This is a genomic window from Bradyrhizobium sp. USDA 4011 (assembly GCF_054063415.1).
Map to the genome: position 1 here is coordinate 3,373,781 of NZ_JBSSGG010000001.1, position 18,982 is coordinate 3,392,762.

Annotated in this window: 14 protein-coding genes and 1 pseudogene; 8 read left to right on the forward strand and 7 right to left on the reverse strand. The window is 65.8% G+C overall.

Features of this window, described 5'->3' with window-relative positions; all coding sequences use genetic code 11:
- The first annotated feature begins 396 nt into the window (after positions 1–396).
- The 5 genes and pseudogenes from ACVW1C_RS15795 (at position 397) to ACVW1C_RS15815 (ending at position 4,529) form a co-directional block, all read left to right on the forward strand.
- Positions 397–924 (forward strand): invasion associated locus B family protein, encoded by a 528-nt coding sequence (locus ACVW1C_RS15795; RefSeq protein WP_456759209.1) that lies wholly within the window; start codon positions 397–399, stop codon positions 922–924.
- 383 nt (positions 925–1,307) lie between these two features.
- Positions 1,308–2,732 carry a metalloprotease TldD gene (gene tldD / locus ACVW1C_RS15800; RefSeq protein WP_456759210.1) on the forward strand — a complete coding sequence of 475 codons (1,425 nt, stop codon included), beginning with the start codon at positions 1,308–1,310 and terminating at the stop codon, positions 2,730–2,732.
- Positions 2,732–3,502: a signal peptidase I gene (lepB, locus tag ACVW1C_RS15805; protein ID WP_207834863.1), complete on the forward strand. Its 771-nt coding sequence runs from the start codon at positions 2,732–2,734 to the stop codon at positions 3,500–3,502. The genes tldD and lepB overlap by 1 nt, the downstream gene beginning before the upstream one ends.
- 10 nt (positions 3,503–3,512) lie before the next feature.
- Positions 3,513–3,854: an MmcQ/YjbR family DNA-binding protein gene (locus ACVW1C_RS15810; protein WP_456759211.1), complete on the forward strand. Its 342-nt coding sequence runs from the start codon at positions 3,513–3,515 to the stop codon at positions 3,852–3,854.
- 109 nt (positions 3,855–3,963) lie between these two features.
- Positions 3,964–4,529: pseudogene (locus ACVW1C_RS15815) on the forward strand (nucleotidyltransferase family protein).
- A gap of 43 nt (positions 4,530–4,572) precedes the next feature.
- Here ACVW1C_RS15815 and ACVW1C_RS15820 read toward each other — a convergent pair.
- The 3 genes from ACVW1C_RS15820 to ACVW1C_RS15830 all read right to left on the reverse strand — a co-directional run bounded on the left by ACVW1C_RS15820 (position 4,573) and on the right by ACVW1C_RS15830 (position 7,259).
- On the reverse strand, positions 4,573–5,127 hold the full coding sequence (locus tag ACVW1C_RS15820; RefSeq protein ID WP_456759212.1) for a PAN domain-containing protein: 555 nt from the start codon (positions 5,125–5,127) through the stop codon (positions 4,573–4,575).
- Between the two features lie 143 nt (positions 5,128–5,270).
- Complete coding sequence (locus ACVW1C_RS15825; protein ID WP_456759213.1) at positions 5,271–6,641, reverse strand: glutamate--cysteine ligase; 1,371 nt, start codon at positions 6,639–6,641, stop codon at positions 5,271–5,273.
- 93 nt (positions 6,642–6,734) lie between these two features.
- Positions 6,735–7,259, reverse strand: a complete 525-nt coding sequence (locus ACVW1C_RS15830) for a MarR family winged helix-turn-helix transcriptional regulator (protein ID WP_456759214.1) — start codon at positions 7,257–7,259, stop codon at positions 6,735–6,737.
- A gap of 130 nt (positions 7,260–7,389) precedes the next feature.
- On the opposite strand from ACVW1C_RS15830, the gene gstA reads away from it, so the two are divergent.
- Positions 7,390–8,007 carry a glutathione transferase GstA gene (gene gstA / locus ACVW1C_RS15835; protein ID WP_456759215.1) on the forward strand — a complete coding sequence of 206 codons (618 nt, stop codon included), beginning with the start codon at positions 7,390–7,392 and terminating at the stop codon, positions 8,005–8,007.
- Positions 8,008–8,341: 334 nt separating this feature from the next.
- On the opposite strand, the gene ACVW1C_RS15840 is transcribed toward gstA, so the two are convergent.
- The 4 genes from ACVW1C_RS15840 to ACVW1C_RS15855 form a co-directional block, all read right to left on the reverse strand.
- Complete coding sequence (locus tag ACVW1C_RS15840; protein ID WP_456759216.1) at positions 8,342–10,555, reverse strand: 3-hydroxyacyl-CoA dehydrogenase NAD-binding domain-containing protein; 2,214 nt, start codon at positions 10,553–10,555, stop codon at positions 8,342–8,344.
- 18 nt (positions 10,556–10,573) lie between these two features.
- Positions 10,574–11,782: an acetyl-CoA C-acetyltransferase gene (locus ACVW1C_RS15845; protein ID WP_456759217.1), complete on the reverse strand. Its 1,209-nt coding sequence runs from the start codon at positions 11,780–11,782 to the stop codon at positions 10,574–10,576.
- 73 nt (positions 11,783–11,855) lie between these two features.
- On the reverse strand, positions 11,856–13,643 hold the full coding sequence (locus tag ACVW1C_RS15850) for an acyl-CoA dehydrogenase C-terminal domain-containing protein (RefSeq protein WP_456759218.1): 1,788 nt from the start codon (positions 13,641–13,643) through the stop codon (positions 11,856–11,858).
- A gap of 108 nt (positions 13,644–13,751) precedes the next feature.
- Positions 13,752–14,168, reverse strand: coding sequence for a nuclear transport factor 2 family protein (locus ACVW1C_RS15855; protein ID WP_456759219.1), 417 nt, complete (start codon positions 14,166–14,168; stop codon positions 13,752–13,754).
- Between the two features lie 163 nt (positions 14,169–14,331).
- Between ACVW1C_RS15855 and ACVW1C_RS15860 the strand changes: the two genes are divergently transcribed.
- The gene (locus ACVW1C_RS15860; RefSeq protein WP_456759220.1) at positions 14,332–14,919 is read left to right on the forward strand and encodes a PadR family transcriptional regulator; all 588 of its coding nucleotides are present in this window, start codon (positions 14,332–14,334) and stop codon (positions 14,917–14,919) included.
- A 366-nt stretch (positions 14,920–15,285) separates the two neighbouring features.
- Positions 15,286–18,825 carry a hypothetical protein gene (locus tag ACVW1C_RS15865; RefSeq protein ID WP_456759221.1) on the forward strand — a complete coding sequence of 1,180 codons (3,540 nt, stop codon included), beginning with the start codon at positions 15,286–15,288 and terminating at the stop codon, positions 18,823–18,825.
- The last annotated feature ends 157 nt before the right edge of the window (positions 18,826–18,982 follow it).

Sequence of the window (18,982 nt, forward strand, 5' to 3'; positions counted from 1 at the left end):
ACATACCCGTCTCTGCGTCAAGGTGGGTACGGGAGCCAGATCGCTAGAACGCGTCGAAATCCAGCCTCTCAAACCATAATTCGCAGGCGCTCGCAATGCAGTAGTACGGCCGAAAGCCATGCGCCCGCGATGAAGCTGCCGATTGCGAATTTTCCCGCAAAATCAAGCGAAAGTCGCCAAAACAGCGCCGCGCACTGTTGACAGCGGTATTACCGGATGTACGCACAGACCGGATGGCCCGCAGGAACCTGATTCGCTGCGAGCTGCCCCAATCCGGCGCGGGAATGGCTTCAAGATCGCCTTCAAGGCGCCCAATTGCGGTATCAGTCGACTGATGCGTGCTACCCGGCGGCCTCGACGGCCGGACCGACCGAACAATCAAAGGATCGACCCCGGATGGGCGCTTCGAAAATTCAGGCAGGACGAAAGGCCGGCTGGCTCGGCGGCCTGCTGATTCTGGCTCTTTCTCTCGGCCTGACCCAGCCGGCAAACGCGCAAGGCGCAGTGCGCTCGGTCCATGGCGACTGGCAGATCCGCTGCGACACCCCGCCCGGCGCTCAGGCCGAGCAATGCGCGCTGATCCAGAGCGTGGTAGCCGAAGACCGCTCCAATGCCGGCCTGACCGTGATCGTGCTGAAGACCGCCGACCAGAAGAGCCGCCTGATGCGCGTGGTCGCCCCGCTCGGCGTGCTCTTGCCCTCCGGCCTCGGGCTGAAGCTCGACAACCAGGACGTCGGCCGCGCCGGCTTCGTCAGATGCCTGCCCAATGGCTGTGTCGCCGAGGTCGTGATGGACGACAAGCTGCTCGGCCAGCTCAAAAGTGCCAAGACCGCGACGTTCATCATCTTCGAGACCCCGGAAGAAGGTATCGGCTTTCCGCTCAGCCTGAATGGCCTCGCGGAGGGCTATGACAAATTGCCCTAGGCGAATTACAGCGTCCGCCAAGGCGCTCAAGCCGGTATTTGACGAGCCTTGCCGGTGGATGGCGACGAGCGGGAGAGCCCCGCCGCGGAAGGCGAGTCGGCGCGCGGGGTGATGACGACAAGGTGACAATCGCGTCGGGCTGCCCTGATCGACCGCATAGCCGCAGGCACTCCCGGTTTGCCACCCCAAACACTATCTCTGACGATCGCCATCCGGACCTGAACCGGGACCGGCACAGGTTTCCGGGTTGTAAGGTGAGTTTTCCGCTCGTCTCTGCTTCAATCGCCCGAAAATCCTGCTTCCGGGTTCCGCACTGGCAATCAGCTGCGCTTCAGGCAAGGATGACAAGGAATCGCCAGCAATCGCATTGCGTCGGAGTGACCATGACCAATCCTGCCACCACCTCCCTGCTCGACCGCGCCAATCTGGACCGCGATGCCGTCCGCCGCGAGGTGTCCCGCGGACTTGACGGCGCCGACGACGGCGAGCTGTTCCTGGAGTTCGGGCAGACCGAGGCGCTGGTGTTCGACAACGGCCGGCTGAAGCAGGCGACCTACGACACCTCGCAGGGTTTTGGCCTGCGCGCCGTCAAGGACGACGCGGTCGGCTACGCGCATTCCTCCGATGTCTCGATACCGGCATTGATCCGCGCCGCGGATGCGGTCGCGACCGTGCGCGGCGGCTATGCCGGCACGTTTGCCGCGGCGCCGGCCCACACCAACATCAAGCTTTACGGTGACGAGAATCCACTCGATGGCCCGGCATTCGAGGCAAAAGTAAAACTGCTCGGCGAGATCGACGCCTATGTCCGGGACAAGGACCCGCGGGTGCGGCAGGTCTCGGCCAGCCTCACCGCGACCTGGCAGGTGGTGGAGATCCTGCGGCCCGATGGCGAGAGCTATCGCGACATCCGCCCGCTGGTGCGCGTCAATATCTCCGTGGTCGCCGGCCAGGGCGACCGGCAGGAGAGCGGCAGCAAGGGCTATGGCGGCCGCGAGGGCTATGCCCGCTTCATCGAGACCAAGGCCTGGCGCGATGCCGCCGATGGCGCGCTGCGCGAGGCGCTGGTCAATCTCGAATCGGTGCCGGCGCCCGCCGGCGAGATGGACGTCGTGCTCGGCGCCGGCTGGCCCGGCGTGATGTTGCATGAGGCCGTCGGCCATGGGCTCGAGGGCGATTTCAACCGCAAGCAGACCTCCGCTTTCGCCGGCCTGATGGGCCAGCAGGTCGCAGCCAAGGGCGTCACTGTGGTCGATGACGGCACCATGGCATCGCGCCGTGGCTCGCTGTCGATCGACGACGAGGGCACGCCGACCAACCGCACTGTGCTGATCGAGGACGGCATCCTGGTCGGCTACATGCAGGATCGCCAGAATGCCCGGCTGATGGGCATGAAGCCGACCGGCAACGGAAGGCGGCAGAGCTATGCCCATGTGCCGATGCCGCGCATGACCAACACCTACATGCTGTCGGGCGACCGCGACCCGGCCGAGATCATCGCCTCGGTGAAGAACGGCATGTATGCCGCCAATTTCGGCGGCGGCCAGGTCGACATCACGTCGGGCAAATACGTGTTCCAGTGCACCGAGGCCTACAAGATCGAAAACGGCAAGCTCGGCGCGCCGCTGAAGGGCGCCATGCTGATCGGCAATGGACCGACCGATCTCCACAGGATCACCATGATCGGCAATGATCTTGCGCTGGATACGGGAATCGGCACCTGCGGCAAGAACGGCCAGGGCGTGCCGGTCGGTGTCGGCCAGCCGACGCTGCGGATGGAACGGATTACGGTCGGAGGAACGGGCTAGTGAGCAGCGGAAACGAAGTCGTGGCGGCCAAGCCGACCAGCTGGCGCGGGCAGGCCGTGCAACTGGCCGCGATCGTGGCCGTCGTGTTCCTCGCCAAGGGCGCGATCGCCGAGCCGTTCTACGTGCCCTCGGGCTCGATGGAACCGACACTCCTGATCGGCGACGCGCTGGTCGCCTCGAAATTTCCCTATGGCTACGGCGCGGCGTCGCTGCCGATCCAGATCACGCTGCCGGAGACCGGCCGGGTGTTCGGCGAGACGCCGAAGCGCGGTGACGTCGTCGTGTTTCGCTGGCCGGGCGACCGCTCGCAAGCCTGGGTCAAGCGCGTGGTCGGGCTGCCCGGCGATCGCATCCAGATGCGGCAGGGCCAGCTCTTCATCAACGATCACCCGGCGGCGCTGAAGCCCGATGGCACCGGCTTTGCCGAAGACGATCGCGGCGGCGGCGAGGACGCCTACCGCTATATCGAGACGCTGCCGAACGGCGTCAGCCACGCGATCTTCAAGATCCGCGACAATGGAAGGCTGGACAACACGGCCGAGGTGACGGTGCCGCCCGGCAACCTGTTCGTGCTCGGCGATAACAGGGACAATTCGGCCGACAGCCGCGTGCCGGTGCGCGACGGCGGCGTCGGCCTGTTGCCGATCGACAATCTGATCGGCCGCGCCGACGCGGTGGTCGGCTCCTGGGACATGGGCATCCGCAGCCAGCCGGTCTGGACCTGGCTCTCCGGCTTCCGCCTCGCACGCTTCTTCACCTCGGTGCAGTGAGCTTGCCAACGTGACCTTCGACGACGTCAGGACCCTGGTGCTGGCGTGGCCGGAGGTCGAGGATGGCTCGTCCTATGGCACACCGGCGCTGAAGGTGCGCAAGAAGATGCTGGTGCGGCTCAAGGAAGACGGCGACAGCCTGGTGATGCCCGGCGTGCCGCCCGATGAGCGCGATATGCTGGTCGAGCGACGGCCGAAGATGTTCTACTTCACCGATCACTACCGCGCTTATCCGATCGTGCTGATCCGCCTGTCGAAGACCACGCGCGCAACTGTCGAGCCGCTGCTGCGCCGGCACTGGCGTACGCTGGCATCGAAGAAGGCGGTCAGGGATTATGACGCGACGGGATAATCGTTTCTCGTCATTGCGAGCGCAGCAAAGCAATCCATGTCACGGCAGCACGGATCGATGGCTTGCTTCGTCGCTTCGCTCCTCGCAATGACGGGGAGGACCTGGAAATATGACTCGGGACCAATTCCTCGATGCGGCGCTACGCAACCCGGTCAATCCAGCAATCACGGACGAGCTATATCGCCTTGCGCTGCCCGATGCCTGGCTGGTGGCCGGCTGCCTGGTGCAGACCGTGTGGAACGTGCTGACTGGCCGGCCGCTCGATCACGGCATCAGCGACTACGACGTCTTCTATTTCGATCCTGACACCTCGTGGGAGGCCGAGGACGCGGTCATCCGCGAGCTCAAGGCGCGGCTCGGCCATCTCGGTGTCGCGATCGAGGCGCGCAACCAGGCCCGGGTCCATCTCTGGTATCCCGGCAAGCACGGCCTGCCCTACCCGATGCTGTCGCGTTCGACCGACGGCATCGATCACTTTCTCACCGAGAACACGCAGATCGGCATCCGCCGTAGCACGAGCGGCTACGACATTTATGCGCCGAAAGGTTTCGACGATGTTGCCGGCATGATCGTGCGGCCGAACCGGACCGCCAATTTTTCCGCGGCGAACTATGCGAGCAAGGCGGCACGATGGAAAGCGCTGTGCCGGAGCTCACGGTGCTGGCGGCAAATTAGCCTGTCGTCCCTGCGTTCGCAGGGACGACAGATGTGTGGGCCGCTACCGCACCACACCCGACGTGAACCCCGCCTTGCGGCGCGGCGGCTTGATCTCCTTCTTCAGGAAACAATGCGCGGCGCGGCCAGCATAGCCGGGCCGGGCATAGGTCCAGGCGCGACACTTGTTGTCGGCGGTGCAGGCGGCCTGGCAGGCCTCGTCGCCGTCGCTGCTCTTCAGCTCGAAGTTCTTGTAGTCGCCGCCGAGGCGGTCGATCGAGGTCTCGATGGCGCCGTTGCGCGGTTCAACCACGCCCGCGCCCCGCACCCCGGAGACGCAGCAGACGTCCTGCACCCGCGCCGGCACGGTGTTCTTCAGCCAGCACACCGCGCCATTGTTGGCGTCGGTCGGATAGTTGAAGCTCCAGGCGCGGCAGCGGCGGTCGCGCTCGCAGGTGAGCGCGCAATCGGCAGGATCGCCCGATGTCACCGGCGCATTGAGGTAATCGCCGCCGGGACGGTCGAAATTGGTCTGCGCCAATGCCGGGCGTGCGACGAAAGCGGCCGCGAAAACCGCGAACAGCACCGTCCACGCCCTAAAGAGGCGACCTATCCCCATGAGATTGCTTTCAAATTCGCACCGCCCCGCGCACTCCGCGGGGCGTCATTTGAACGCCATGAACCTGTACGGCTGATGAACGGCGGGTGCGACACCACCGCCGTCCGCGCGCGCTCCGGACCTGAATTCGGGGCGAGCGGGGACTAGAAGGCGTACTCCTGATAGGCCGGTTCCACCGAGCCCTTCCACGGACCGTTGAACTTCTCCAGCATCTCCTCCGCCGGCGAGCGGCCGGTTTCGATGATGCGCTCGAGCGGTTCGAGGAAGCGGCTCTCGTCGCGTCCGAGATGATCGATCCGGCCGCGCCGCCGCAATCCGGCATGCGACAGGACCAGGCACTCCTTGGCGATCTCGAACAGATAGCGGTCCTTGATCCGCGCCTTGAAGCCGAAGCGCGGCACGTCGTCGCGCAGCGCCTGACGCTCCGGCGCGGTCCAATGCCGGACGATGTCCCAGACGGCATCGAGGCTGTCATTGTCGTAGAGCAGGCCGACCCAGAACGCCGGCAGCGCCGGCAGCCGGCCCCACGGCACGCCGTCGGCGCCGCGCATCTCGAGGTAACGCTTCAGCCGCACCTCGGGGAAGATCGTCGACAGGTGGTTGGCCCAGTCCGACAAGGTCGGACGCTCGCCGGGGAAGGCGGCATTCTTGCCGGCGAAGAAATCGCGGAACGACGAGCCGGAGACGTCGATATATTCCTCGTCGCGCTTGACGAAATACATGGGCACGTCGAGCGCGTAATCGACATAGCGCTCGAAGCCCATGCCGTCCTCGAACGCGAACGGAATCATGCCGCTGCGCGCATTGTCGGTGTCGCGCCAGATCTCGGAGCGGAACGACAGGAAACCGTTGGGCTTGCCCTCGGTGAACGGCGAGTTGGCGAACAAAGCGGTCGCGACCGGCTGCAACGCCAGCGACACCCGCAGCTTCTTCACCATGTCGGCTTCGGACGAGAAGTCGAGATTGGTCTGCACCGTGCAGGTCCGGAACATCATGTCGAGGCCGTATTTGCCGACCTTCGGCATGTAGTTTCTCATGATCTTGTAGCGGCCCTTGGGCATCACGGGGATCTGCTCCCGCGACCAGGACGGCGTCATGCCGAGGCCGAGGAAGCCGATGCCGAGCGGGGTTGCGATCTCCCGCACCTGGGCCAGATGCGCCATCAGCTCCGACTGGGTCTGATGCACGCTCTCGACCGGCGCGCCCGACAATTCGAACTGCCCGCCCGGCTCGAGCGAAATCGCGCCGCCGCCGGTGACGTCATAGAGCCCGATGATGTTGCCGCGCTCCATGATCGGCTCCCAGCCGAGCAAGAGTTTCATGCCCTCGAGCAGCGCGCCGATGCCCTTTGCGCCTGCATAGGGCACGGGGTGATGGCCCTCGAGCGTGAACGGGGTCTTCTCGTGCTCGGTACCGATCCGGAATTCGGACTCGGGCTTCACGCCGGCTTCAAGCCACGCCACAAGTTCGTCGCGCGACTGCAGCGGCGTCATGTCGATCTGGTCACGCGCCATGGAAAATCCAACTCAAGGGCGCTTTGATCGAAGGCGCGCGGTGGCAGGGACATCCGCGAGCCACAACGGCCGCGGATGATGGGGTCAGGAATATCATCGGGCAGGCACGCCGTCTCGCGCCGGCGCGGCCTTGTTATCGCTCTTCGCATCGACCTTAGTGTCACCTTTGGCGTCGCCGCAGGAGCAGCCCAGACGGTCGAGCAGGCCGCACAGCCTGGCCGCGTCGGCATCGGACAGTTTCGAGCCGACATGCTTGTCGATCGCGGCCGAATAGGCGCTCCACATCTTCTTCTGGAGCTCGCGACCGGCCTCGGTGATCTCGACGAACTGGCCGCGCTTGTCGATCTTGCATTCGCGCCGGGCCGCAAGCCCCTCGTCGACCAGCTTGTCGATCAGCCGCGAGGTCGAATATTGCGGGATCAGCATCTGCCGCTCGAGCTCGACCGGGCGCAGCTCGCCCGACGGCGCGCGCGACAGCTCGAGCAAGGCGTCATACCAGGCCAGCGGCGGAAAGCCGGCCTTCTTCAAATCCTGCTCGACGCAGTCCAGCACCCGGCTCGGCACCCGCATCAGGCGGATCCAGGCGGCCGTCGCCTCGCTCGATAGCTTGCGTTTCATCGTCTAGCCCATAGGGTCCCGGCACCGACTGTACCGCACTGTATGCATCTGCATCAATCTTGACTATTTCATGCAGGTGCATGTAGGCAATCCCTCTCCGGACGCCAAGAACAAGGGAAGGAATACCCCCATGAAGCTTTATTACACCCCCGGTGCCTGCTCCCTCTCCCCCCACATCGCCCTGCTCGAGGCCGGCCTGCCCTACGACCTGGTCAAGGTCGATCTCCGCGCCAAGAAGCTCGAAAACGGCGACGATTTCCTGCAGGTGAACCCCAAGGGCCAGGTGCCGGCGCTGGCGCTGGATTCCGGCGAGATGGTCACCGAAGGGCCGATCATCATCCAGATGATCGCCGACAAGGCCGCCGACAAGAAGCTGGCGCCGGCCCGGGATTCCAACGAGCGCTACAAGCTGCTCGAATGGCTGAACTACATCACGACCGAGTTGCACAAGAATCTCGGCCCGATGTTCTCGCCGGTGCTGGCCGATGACGCCAAGGCCTTCTTCAAGGACCGCGCCATGGGCAAGTTCAAGTATGTCGAGAGCCAGCTCGCCGGACGCGACTATTTGATGGGCAACCAGTTCACGGTCGCCGACGGCTATCTCTTCACCATGATGATGTGGGCCACCGACCGGCTCGGCTTCGATCTCTCCGGCCTGCCGAACGTGATGGCCTACAAGGCGCGCGTCGCGGCTCGCCCGAAGGTGCAGGAAGCGCTGAAGAAGGAAGGACTGCTGAAGGCGGCCTGAGCTCGCTCCACCAGGATGGCGAAAGAGCCGGATCGGCCGATCCGGCTCTTTTTTGTCAGGGCGCCGGTCCTTTCCGTCGGCAACCAGAGGTGCAACAAGTCGAGTTCGATGACTTTGCTGAGGTCGAGCAGCGGACTCCGCATCACCTCGCCCGGCGTGCGGGGAGAGGTCGGATTGCATCGACAGATGCAATCCGGGTGAGGGGGAATCTCCGCCCACTCGCTGCATCAAGCTCGCTGAGATAGCCCCTCACCCAACCCTCTCCTAGTAAGAACGGGGAGAGGGAGAGGAGAGACCTCGCTATCTCATCGCGTTTTTGAGCGGCGACGACTTTTTACGCCGCCTGCTTCTTCGGCGGGAAGCGGCCGTAGAAGGTTTCGCCCTTGGCCGCCATCTCCTCGAGCAGCTTCGGCGGCGTGAAGCGCGAGCCGTATTTCTTCTCGAAGGCGTGGCAGAGCGCGACGAAGTTCTTGGTGCCCATGAAGTCGATGTAGGACAGCGCACCGCCGGTGAACGGCGCGAAGCCGAAGCCGAGGATCGAGCCGACATCCGCCTCGCGCACGTCGGTGATGACGTGATCCTCGACGGTTCGCGCGGCTTCCACCGCCTGCACCACCAGGAAGCGCTGCTTCAATTCCTCGACGCTGAGCGTGTCGGGATCGAGCTGCTTCGGCTGCAGATCGGCCAGCCCCGGCCACAGGCTCTTCTGACCCTTGCCCTTCTCCGGATAGTCGTAGAAGCCCTTGCCGTTCTTGCGGCCGAAGCGGCCCTGCTTCTCGACCATCTCGACCATCAGCTTCTTCTGCGCCTGGTCGATCGCGTTGGGGCCGAGATCGGCCTCGGTCGCCTTGGTGATCTTCAGGCCAAGATCAAGCGCGACCTCGTCCTGCAGCGACAGCGGCCCGACCGGCATGCCGGCCATCTTGGCGGTGTTCTCGATCATCGCCGGCGGCACGCCTTCGAGCAGCATCTCATTGCCCTCGGAGATGTAGCGCATCACGCAGCGGTTGGCGAAGAAGCCGCGGGAGTCGTTCACGACAATCGGCGTCTTGCCGATCGCGCGGACATAGTCGAGCGCGGTCGCCAGCGCGACGTCGCCGGTGTTCTTGCCCAGGATGATCTCGACCAGCATCATCTTCTCGACCGGCGAGAAGAAGTGGATGCCGATGAATTTGCCCTGGTCCTTGAATTCCTCGGCCAACGAATTGATCGGCAGGGTCGAGGTGTTGGAGGCGAAGATCGCGCCCGATTTCAGCAGCGGTTGCGCCTTGGCGTAGGTATCGGCCTTGACCTTGCGGTCCTCGAACACGGCCTCGATGACGAGGTCACAGTCCGAGATCACGTTGTAATCCGCGGTGGCCGAGATGCGCGCGAGGATAGCATCGCCCGCCTCCTGCTTCATCCGGCCCTTGGCGACCAGGCCGTCGACCACGGTCTTGGCGTGGCCCTTGCCCTTGTCGGCGCTGTCCTGGTCGCGGTCGACCAGCACGACGTCGATGCCGGCCTGCGCCGAGACATAGCCGACGCTGGCGCCCATGAAGCCGGCGCCGATCACGGCGAGCTTCTTCACCTTGGTCGGCGGCACGCCTGCCGGGCGGCGCGCGCCCTTGTTCAATTCCTGCATCGACAGGAACAGCGAGCGGATCATCGCAGCCGCTTCCTTCGAGCGCAGGACCTTAGTGAAGTAGCGCGACTCGACCCGCAGCGCGGCGTCGATCGGCAACTGCAGCCCTTCATAGACGCAGCTCATGATGGCGCGCGCGGCCGGATAGTTGTCGTAGGTCTCGCGGCGATAGATCGCGTTGCCGGCCGGGAACATCTGCATGCCCATCTTGGAGAAGACGGGGCCGCCGGGCAGCCTGAAGCCCTTCTCGTCCCACGGCGCGACCGCCTTGCCGCCGCCCTTGATCCAGTCCTTCGCGGCCTTGATCAGATCGGCCGCGGGCACGACGGCGTGAATCAGATTGAGCGCCTTGGCGCGGGTCAGATTGACCGCCTCGCCCTTGAGCAGCAATTGCATCGCGTCCTGCGGCGACACCAGGCGCGGCACGCGCTGGGTACCGCCGGCGCCGGGAAACAGGCCGACCTTGATCTCGGGCAGGCCGAGGCGAGTCTTGGGGTTCTCGGCCGCGACGCGGTAGTGGCAGGCCAGCGTGATCTCGAAACCGCCGCCGAGCGCGAGGCCGTTGATCGCGGCGACCCACGGCTTGCCCGAGGTCTCGATCGCGCGGAACGACTGCGACATCTGGCGGCTCTGCTCGAACAGCATCTGGTTCGCGGCTTCCTCGCCCTTCTCCTTGAAGAGCTGCGCGTAGCTGCGGTTCATGCCCTCGAGCATCGAGAGGTCGGCGCCGGCGCAGAACGCCTCCTTGGCCGAGGTGATCACGACGCCCTTGATCGCGGCATCGCTGGTGGTGTGCTTGATGATCTCGCCGATCTCCTGGGTCGAGACCTCGTCGAACACGTTCATCGAACGGCCCGGGATATCCCAGGTGACCAGCGCGATGCCGTCGGCGTCGACGTCGAACTTGAAATTCTTGTAGGCCATGTTGCTCGCTCCCTCGCCTCAGACGCGCTCGATGATGGTGGCGGTGCCCATGCCGCCGCCGATGCACAGCGTCACCAGCGCCGTCTCCTTGTTGGTGCGCTCGAGCTCGTCGAGCACGGTGCCGAGGATCATCGCGCCGGTCGCCCCTAGCGGATGGCCGAGCGCGATCGCGCCGCCATTGACGTTGATCTTGGCGTTGTCGATGTCGAACGCCTGGATGTAGCGCAGCACCACCGAAGCGAAGGCCTCGTTGAGCTCGAACAGGTCGATGTCCGACTTCTTCATGCCGGAACGCTCGAACAGCTTTTCGGTGACGTCGACCGGGCCGGTCAGCATCATCGCCGGCTCCGAGCCGATATTGGCGAACGCGCGGATCCTGGCACGGGGCTTCAGCCCGTGCTTGGCGCCCGCCTCCTTGCTGCCGAGCAGCACCGCGCCGGCGCCATCGACGATGCCGGAGGAATTGCCGGCGTGATGCACGTAATTGACCTTCTCGACCTCGGGATGCGACTGGATCGCCACCGCGTCGAAGCCGGCCATCGCCGCCATCGCCGCGAAGGACGGCTGCAGCTGCGCCAGCGACTGCATCGTCGTGGTCGGGCGCATGTGCTCGTCCTTGGCGAGGATGGTCAGGCCGTTGATGTCCTTGACCGGCACCACCGACTTGTTGAAGCGACCCTCGTCCCAGGCCTTGGCCGCACGCTGCTGGCTTTGCACGGCATAGGCGTCGACGTCGTCGCGCGAAAAACCGTATTTGGTCGCGATCAGATCGGCCGAGATGCCCTGCGGCATGAAATAGGCCGGCACCGCCATCGAGGGATCCATCGGCCATGCGCCGCCGGAGGCGCCGATGCCGACGCGGCTCATCGATTCGGCGCCGCCGCCGATCACGAGCTCATGCTGGCCGCTCATGATCTGGGCCGCGGCGAAGTTCACGGCATCAAGGCCGGAGGCGCAGAAGCGGCTGATCTGCACGCCCGGCACCTTCTCGCCGAGGCCGGCCTTCAGCGCGGCGAAGCGGGCGATGTCGGAGCCGGCCTCGCCGACCGGATCGACCACGCCGAGGATGACGTCGTCGACGGAGTCCTCGGGCAGATTGCTGCGCTCCTTGAGCGACTTCAGCGGCACCGTGGCGAGCGCCAGCGCGGTGACCTCGTGGAGTGCGCCGTCGGCCTTGCCGCGGCCGCGCGGGGTACGAACGTGATCGTAGATGTATGCCTCAGGCATGACGCCCTCCTTGATATGAGGATCATAATATATACGGAAGGAAGCGCCGCCGCACGGGGTGCGGCGGTCATTTTCAGAACGCTTCCGCGGCCAATTCCATCGTGGTGGCGCTGCCGCTCTGGATCCGGGCCAGATGCACGGCGGTCTCCGGCAGCAGCCGCTCCATGAAGAAGCGCCCGGTCACGAGCTTGGTGTTGAGGTAGGGCGTGGCGCCGGCGGCGGCCTTGTCCTGCGCCACCTTGGCCATCTTCGCCCACATGTAGCCGAGCGCGACGAGGCCGAACAATTTCATGAAATCGGTCGCGGCGGCGCCGGCATTGTCGGGCTTGGTCAGCGCGTTCTGCATCAGCCAGCCGGTGGCCTGCTGCAGATGGCCGAGCGCGGTGGAGAGCGGGGTGATGAACGGCTTCATCGCCTCGTCGCCGCCATGCTCCTTGGCGAAGGCGCCGACCTCGCCGAAGAACGCCATCGCGGCGCGGCCGCCGTCGCGCGGCAGCTTGCGGCCGACCAGGTCGAGCGCCTGGATGCCGTTGGCGCCCTCATAAATCATCGCGATGCGGGCATCGCGCACGAACTGCTCCATGCCGTGCTCGGCGATATAGCCGTGGCCGCCGAACATCTGCTGCGCGGAGACCGTGTTGGCGAAGCCGGTGTCGGTCAGCACACCCTTCAGCACCGGCGTCATCAGGCCCATGTGATCGTCGGCTGCCTGACGATCCTTCGGGTCGTTGGAGCGGTGCGCGACGTCGCTCTTCAGCGCGGTCCACACCACCATGGCGCGCGCCGCCTCGTTGAAGGCGCGGATGGTGAGGAGCGTGCGGCGCACGTCGGGATGCACGATGATCGGATCGGCCGGCTTGTCGGCGGCCTTGACGCCGGTCAGCGAGCGGCCCTGCAGGCGCTCCCGCGCATAGGCGACCGCGTTCTGGTAGGCGACCTCGGACTGCGCGAGGCCCTGCACCGCGACGCCGAGGCGAGCCTCGTTCATCATCACGAACATGCCCTGCATGCCCTTGTTCTCTTCGCCGATCAGCCAGCCGGTGGCGTTGTCGTAGTTCATCACACAGGTGGAATTGCCGTGGATGCCCATCTTGTGCTCGATCGAGCCGCAGGTAACGCCATTGCGTTGGCCGAGCGAGCCGTCGGCATTGACCAGCACCTTCGGCACGACGAACAGCGAGACGCCCTTGATGCCGGCCGGCGCGCCTTCGATGCGCGCCAGCACCAGATGGATGATGTTCTCGGCAAGATCGTGCTCGCCGGCGGAGATGAAGATCTTGGTGCCCGTGATCTTGAAGCTGCCGTCGGCCTGGCGCACCGCCTTGGTGCGGAGCAGGCCGAGATCGGTGCCGCACTGCGGCTCGGTCAGGTTCATGGTGCCAGTCCACTCGCCGGCGACCATCTTCGGCACATAGGTCTTCTTCTGCTCGGGGGTGCCGTGCACCAGCAGCGCGGCGGTCGCACCCATGGTCAGCCCGCCATACATCGAGAACGCCATGTTGGCGGAGATCTGGAATTCGTTGACCGCCTGCGAGAGCGTCACCGGCAGGCCCTGGCCGCCAAATTCAACCGGCGCCGACAGGCCGAGCCAACCGCCTTCGGCGACCTGCTTGAAGGCTTCCTTGAAGCCCTTCGGCGTGGTGACGCTGCCGTCGTCATTGCGCTTGCAGCCTTCGAGATCGCCGGTGCGATTGAGCGGCTGCAGCACTTCCTCGCTGAGCTTGGCAGCCTCACCGAGGATCGCTTCGCGCACATCGGCCGACGCATCGGTGAAGCCGGGAAGATTGCCGTAACGATCAATCTGGAAAACGTCATTCAACAGGAAGCTGACGTCTTCGACGGGGGCTTTGTAGGTCGGCATGCTGATCTCCCGGCTGGCTTGTGGCCGCGTGCGCGACCGATGCTGCGCAGCGTGTCCTTGGGTTTGTTGCAGCGGACCTTATCCGGTTCGGGAGGTCCGCGGCAGGTGCTATCGAGACTGTGATTGCGGCGTTGCGCCGCTCTGCTTCATCAACTCCTCGCCCATCATCCGATGCAGCAGGTTGATCGCCTTGAGCGGACGCACCATCACCTTGAAATGCGTGATCCGGCAGTCACCATCGAACGTGATGATGTCGACGCCGTTGAGCTTGATGCCGTCGATCTCGTTCTCGAATTCGAGCACCGCGCCGGTGTCGTTGCGCCATTCGCCGAGATATTTGAAGGTCGGGCCGCCGAGCACCTTGGCGGCGCTGGTGAGATATTTGAAGGTGATCTCGCGGCCGCGCTGCGGCGTGTGCACGACCGGACTTTCGAACACCGCGTCGGGATGCAGCAGATCCCACAATGCGGCGGTGTCGTGGGACTTCATGTAGGCGTACCACTTGTCGAGGCCCGGCTTGCTCATGCGGACGTCTCCTGCGGCAGGGGGTTGAGAGGCCTGAACATCGGCCGCGCGCGACAAGGCGGCACGGCGATCACCATATGCATATTGACGCATATGCACAGTAACGCATAAAGTCAAGCGAACTTCAGAATGGCCCTCTTGGGAACTGAGATGGAGGTGGGCGTTGGCACTCGGTGACGCAATCCTCGCATGCCTCACGGAACGTCCGATGACGGGCTATGAGCTCGCCAAGACGTTCGACGCCTCGATCGGCTTCTTCTGGAAGGCCGACCATCAGCAGATCTACCGCGAGCTCTCCCGGTTGCGCGACAAGGGCCAGGTCCAGGGCCGCGAGGTGGTGCAATCCGGCAAGCCGAACAAGCTGGTCTACACCCTGACGGCCGAGGGCCGCGCGGCGCTGAAGCACTGGGCGGCGCGGCCCAGCGTTCCGCCCTCGATCAAGGACGACCTGCTGGTCCGGCTCTATGCGCTCGACTGCGTCGACATCGAGCCGCTGCGCACCGACCTGATGGCGCGGCTGGAGCATCACCGCGACCGCTACGAGCGCTACGAGCGTCTGCTCAACAAGCGCTTTCCCGACGGCACCGCACCGCCGGCCGATGTCGGCAAGATGCTCGGGCTTCGCATCGGGATGCGCCATGAGCGCGTCGTGGTGGAATGGTGCGAGGAGGCGCTCGACGCGCTGTCGGCAATGTCCGGCCGCGGCAACGTGCTGCCGCTCGACGACGGCAAGCGCGAAGGCAACGGCTAGAAACAAATCTCCAACCTCCCCTTGAAAAGGGGAGGTCGCTTTGCTCGCAGAGCAAAGCGGGTGGGGATCATCTCTATCCACACGCAGCAGTGTGTGCGGCAGACCCCATCCCGACCTTCCCCCTTTTAGTGGGAAGGAGAAGTTTGGCCGCACACAAGTTGCTGTCCTGATCCGACGCAACAGGTTCCCGGAATCCCTAACTTTAAGGCCCGCCGGGCCCATTCCTTAACCCGTTATTTACCGTGACGGGAAAAAGTCAGCAGCTGAAGCAGACGACCAGCGCAGAATTCGATTGTCTCTTAACGGGAATGCGCGGGGAGGCTGCGGGCGCAGGGTGTAGCGCCGGAGTCGGGACCGGACGGAATCATGAATTCGCGCGTATCGTGGAGTGTTGACGGCATCGATCCCTCCGTCCGCGACAGGGCCGAGGCGGCTGCGCGCCGCGCCGGCATGTCGCTGAACGACTGGCTCAACTCCACCGTCGGCGAGCCGAGCCCGCCGGATTGGCGCACGGCGCCCGAGCAACCGCAGCCGATGCCGAGCCGGGAAAGCCGCGAGGTCGCCGATATCCATCAGCGGCTCGACGCGATCACCCGCCAGATCGAACAGATTGCAAAGCCAATGTCGCGCGCCGAAGCCGTGCGCGCCGAAGTGCCGCGCGGCCAGCCCGCCGTCGCACGGCAGCTGAACGACGCGATCTCGCGCCTCGATGCGCGGCTGTCGCAGATTTCGCGACCGCAGCCGGCGCGCGAGCCGCAACCCCAGCCGATGCGTGAAGCGCAGATGCAGCGGGAGCCGCAGATGCAGGACCGGCAACTGGAGGAAAGGCTGCGCCAGGCGGAAGCGGTCGAGCGCGCCGCAGCCCAGGTCTACCGTCCCTCGCCGCCGCTCAGCCCGGCGTCGTTCGATTCCGCGATCGCGGAGATCGCCGCACGCCAGAACGAGCTCGACGGATCAGCGCCACGGCAGATGCCGCCGCGCAACGCTCAGCCGATGCCGCAAGCGGCGCCGCCGATGGCCGCCTATGCGCCGCCGCCGGCAGCACCGGCCGGGCCCGACTTCTCTTCGCTCGAGCGGCACCTGCTCAAGATCACGAGCCAGATCGAGGCGCTGCAGCGGCCCGATCATATCGAGCAATCGATCGCGGCCTTCCGCAGCGAGCTTGCCGAAATCCGCCAGGCGATCACCGAGGCGATGCCGCGCCGCGCGATCGAATCGATCGAGAACGAGATCCGTTCGCTGCATCATCGGATCGACGAGATCCGCCAGGACAGCAGCAACGGCCAAGGCCAGGTGATTACCGGCATCGAACGCGCGCTGGCGGAAATCCGCGAGGCGCTGCGCACCCTGACGCCCGCCGAGCAGCTGACCGGCTATGACGAGGCGATCCGCAATCTCGGCGCCAAGCTCGACATGATCCTGCGCGCCAACGACGATCCGTCGACGGTGCATCAGCTCGAGAGCGCGATCGCCGCGCTGCGCGCCATCGTCTCCAATGTCGCCTCCAACGACGCGCTGCTGCAGCTCTCCGGGGACGTGCATGCGCTGGCCGCGAAGGTCGACCAGCTGTCGCAGATGTCGCGCGCCGAGTCCCACGTCGATGCCTTCGCCGGGATCGAGCAGCGCATCGCCGCATTGACCTCGACCCTTGAAACCCGCGAGCGGCCGGCCGGCTACGACAATACCGACGCCATCGAAGGCGCGCTGCGCTCGCTGTCGGAGCGGATCGACCGCCTGCAGGTCGGCAACGACAGCTCGTCGGCGTTCACCCATCTCGAGCAGCGCGTCTCCTATCTGCTCGAGCGCCTGGAATCCGCCGACCAGCGCTCCGGCAATCTCGGCCGGGTCGAGGAAGGGCTGCATGACATCATGCGGCACCTCGAGGCGCAGCACGCCCACATCGCCTCTCTGGCCGAAGCCACCCGCAACAACATCAACACCGCCGCGCCGCAGCCGATGATGGACAGCGGCATCGTCGACCTGGTGAAGCGCGAACTGTCCGATATCCGCTTCAGCCAGTCGGAGACCGATCGCCGCACCCAGGATTCGCTGGAGACCGTTCACAACACGCTCGGTCATGTCGTCGATCGGCTGGCGATGATCGAGAACGATCTTCGCACCGTGCGCACCCCGCCGGCCCCCGCGGCGGCCGAACCCCGGATGGAAGCGCCGCGCATGGAGATGCCGCGCGCGGCGATGCCGCAGTCGGTCGCGCAGCCCCAACCTGAATCGTACAGGCCCGAATCGTACCGGCCCGAATTGCCCAATCCTGCGCTGGCGCAGGAGCACTTCATGTCCGCGCCGCGCGAATTCCATGCCGCGCAGCCGGTCGAGACCGCGCCGCCGCCGCTGCCGCCGCGTGCGATCAGCGAGATCCTCGAGCCGCATGCCGCCTCCGCGCGCGCCGCGATTGCGCCGGATCTGCCGCCGGATCATCCGCTCGAGCCGGGCACGCGCCCCTCGGGCCGCGTGTCGTCGCCGTCGGAGCGGATTGCGGATTCCGAGCGCGCGATCTCTGATCTTCCCGCCGGCAAGAAGGAGCCGGTCTCGACCTCGAGCTTCATCGCCGCCGCGCGCCGCGCCGCGCAGGCCGCCGCCGCGCAGCCCGTCAACGACAAGGCCGCGCGCGCCGCGAGCAAGGCCGCCGCCAAGGCCAAGGAGAAGGCCGACAAGGCCGCGAAGGCCGCTGCTGGCAAGGCCGGCGCGCCGGCGACTGGCGCGCCGGAGGCCCAGCCTTCGACCATCACCTCCAAGATCCGCTCGCTGCTGGTCGGCGCGAGCGTGGTCGTGATCCTACTCTCGACCGCCAAGATGGCGATGAACCTGCTCGACACCAGCGCCGCGCCGCAGACGCCGGCGATCGAGCACAGCGAGCCGGCCGCGCTCCCCGCGCAACCGCCCGCCGAGAACTCTGTCGTCCCAGCACCGGCTGCGCCGTCCGGCACGCCCGGGCCGTCAGCGCCTGGGCCGTCGATGACCTCGCCGACTCCGCTCGGCCGCCAGTCCAACAACACGGCGGCGCCGAACACGCTCGACAGCACGCAGGTCACGATCCCTCAGGCTCCCGCGCCCGCCGCGGCGCCTGAGCCGGCTGCGGCACCGGTCGCCGCTGCGAGCGATATCACCGGCACGATTCCGACCGCGCCGCCGCTCGGCGGCAAGCTTGCCATGGTCCAAATTCCCGCGGGCGAGAAGCTGCCCGACGCGATCGGCGGTCCGGCGTTGCGCACGGCTGCGATCAAGGGCGATGCGGCCGCGGCCTACGAGGTCGGCGTCCGCTTTGCCGAAGGCAAGGGCGTGGCCGCCAATGTCGACGAGGCTGCCAAATGGTATGGCCGCGCGGCACAGGCGGGCGTGGTGCCGGCAATGTTCCGGCTCGGCACCTTCTACGAGAAAGGCCTCAGCGTGAAGCGCGATTTCGATGTCGCACGGCGCTACTACGTACAGGCCGCAGAGCGCGGCAATGCCAAGGCGATGCATAACCTCGCCGTGCTCGACGCCGATGGCGGCGGCAAGGGCGCCGACTACAAGAGCGCCGCGCAGTGGTTCCGCAAGGCGGCCGATCGCGGCGTCGCCGACAGCCAGGTCAACCTCGGCATCCTCTATGCCCGCGGCATCGGGGTCGAACAGAACCTCGCCGAGTCCTTCAAATGGTTCAGCCTCGCGGCCGCGCAGGGCGACGCCGACGCCGGTCACAAGCGCGACGATATCGCCAAGCGGCTCGATCCGCAGTCGCTGGCCGCAGCGAAGCTTGCGATCCAGACCTTTACCCCCGAACCGCAGCCGAGCGATGCGGTCAACGTGCCGGCCCCGGCCGGCGGCTGGGACGGCGCGCCGGTGCAGCCCGCAGCGGCGAAGTCCGTCAAGCCACCGTCGAGGCGGACTGCGGCGCTGGCCGCACACTAGAGCATTTTCGGTTCTGATTGAATCAGAACCGAAGCTCTAGATTCTTGTTTTGACGCGTTTTCTTCACGCAAACCGGCGTCCATCCCGCATCAAGTGCGGGACAGGCTTCGCTCGAAAACGCTCTAATCGCACTCATTTGAAAGCTGCTGCGGCGCCT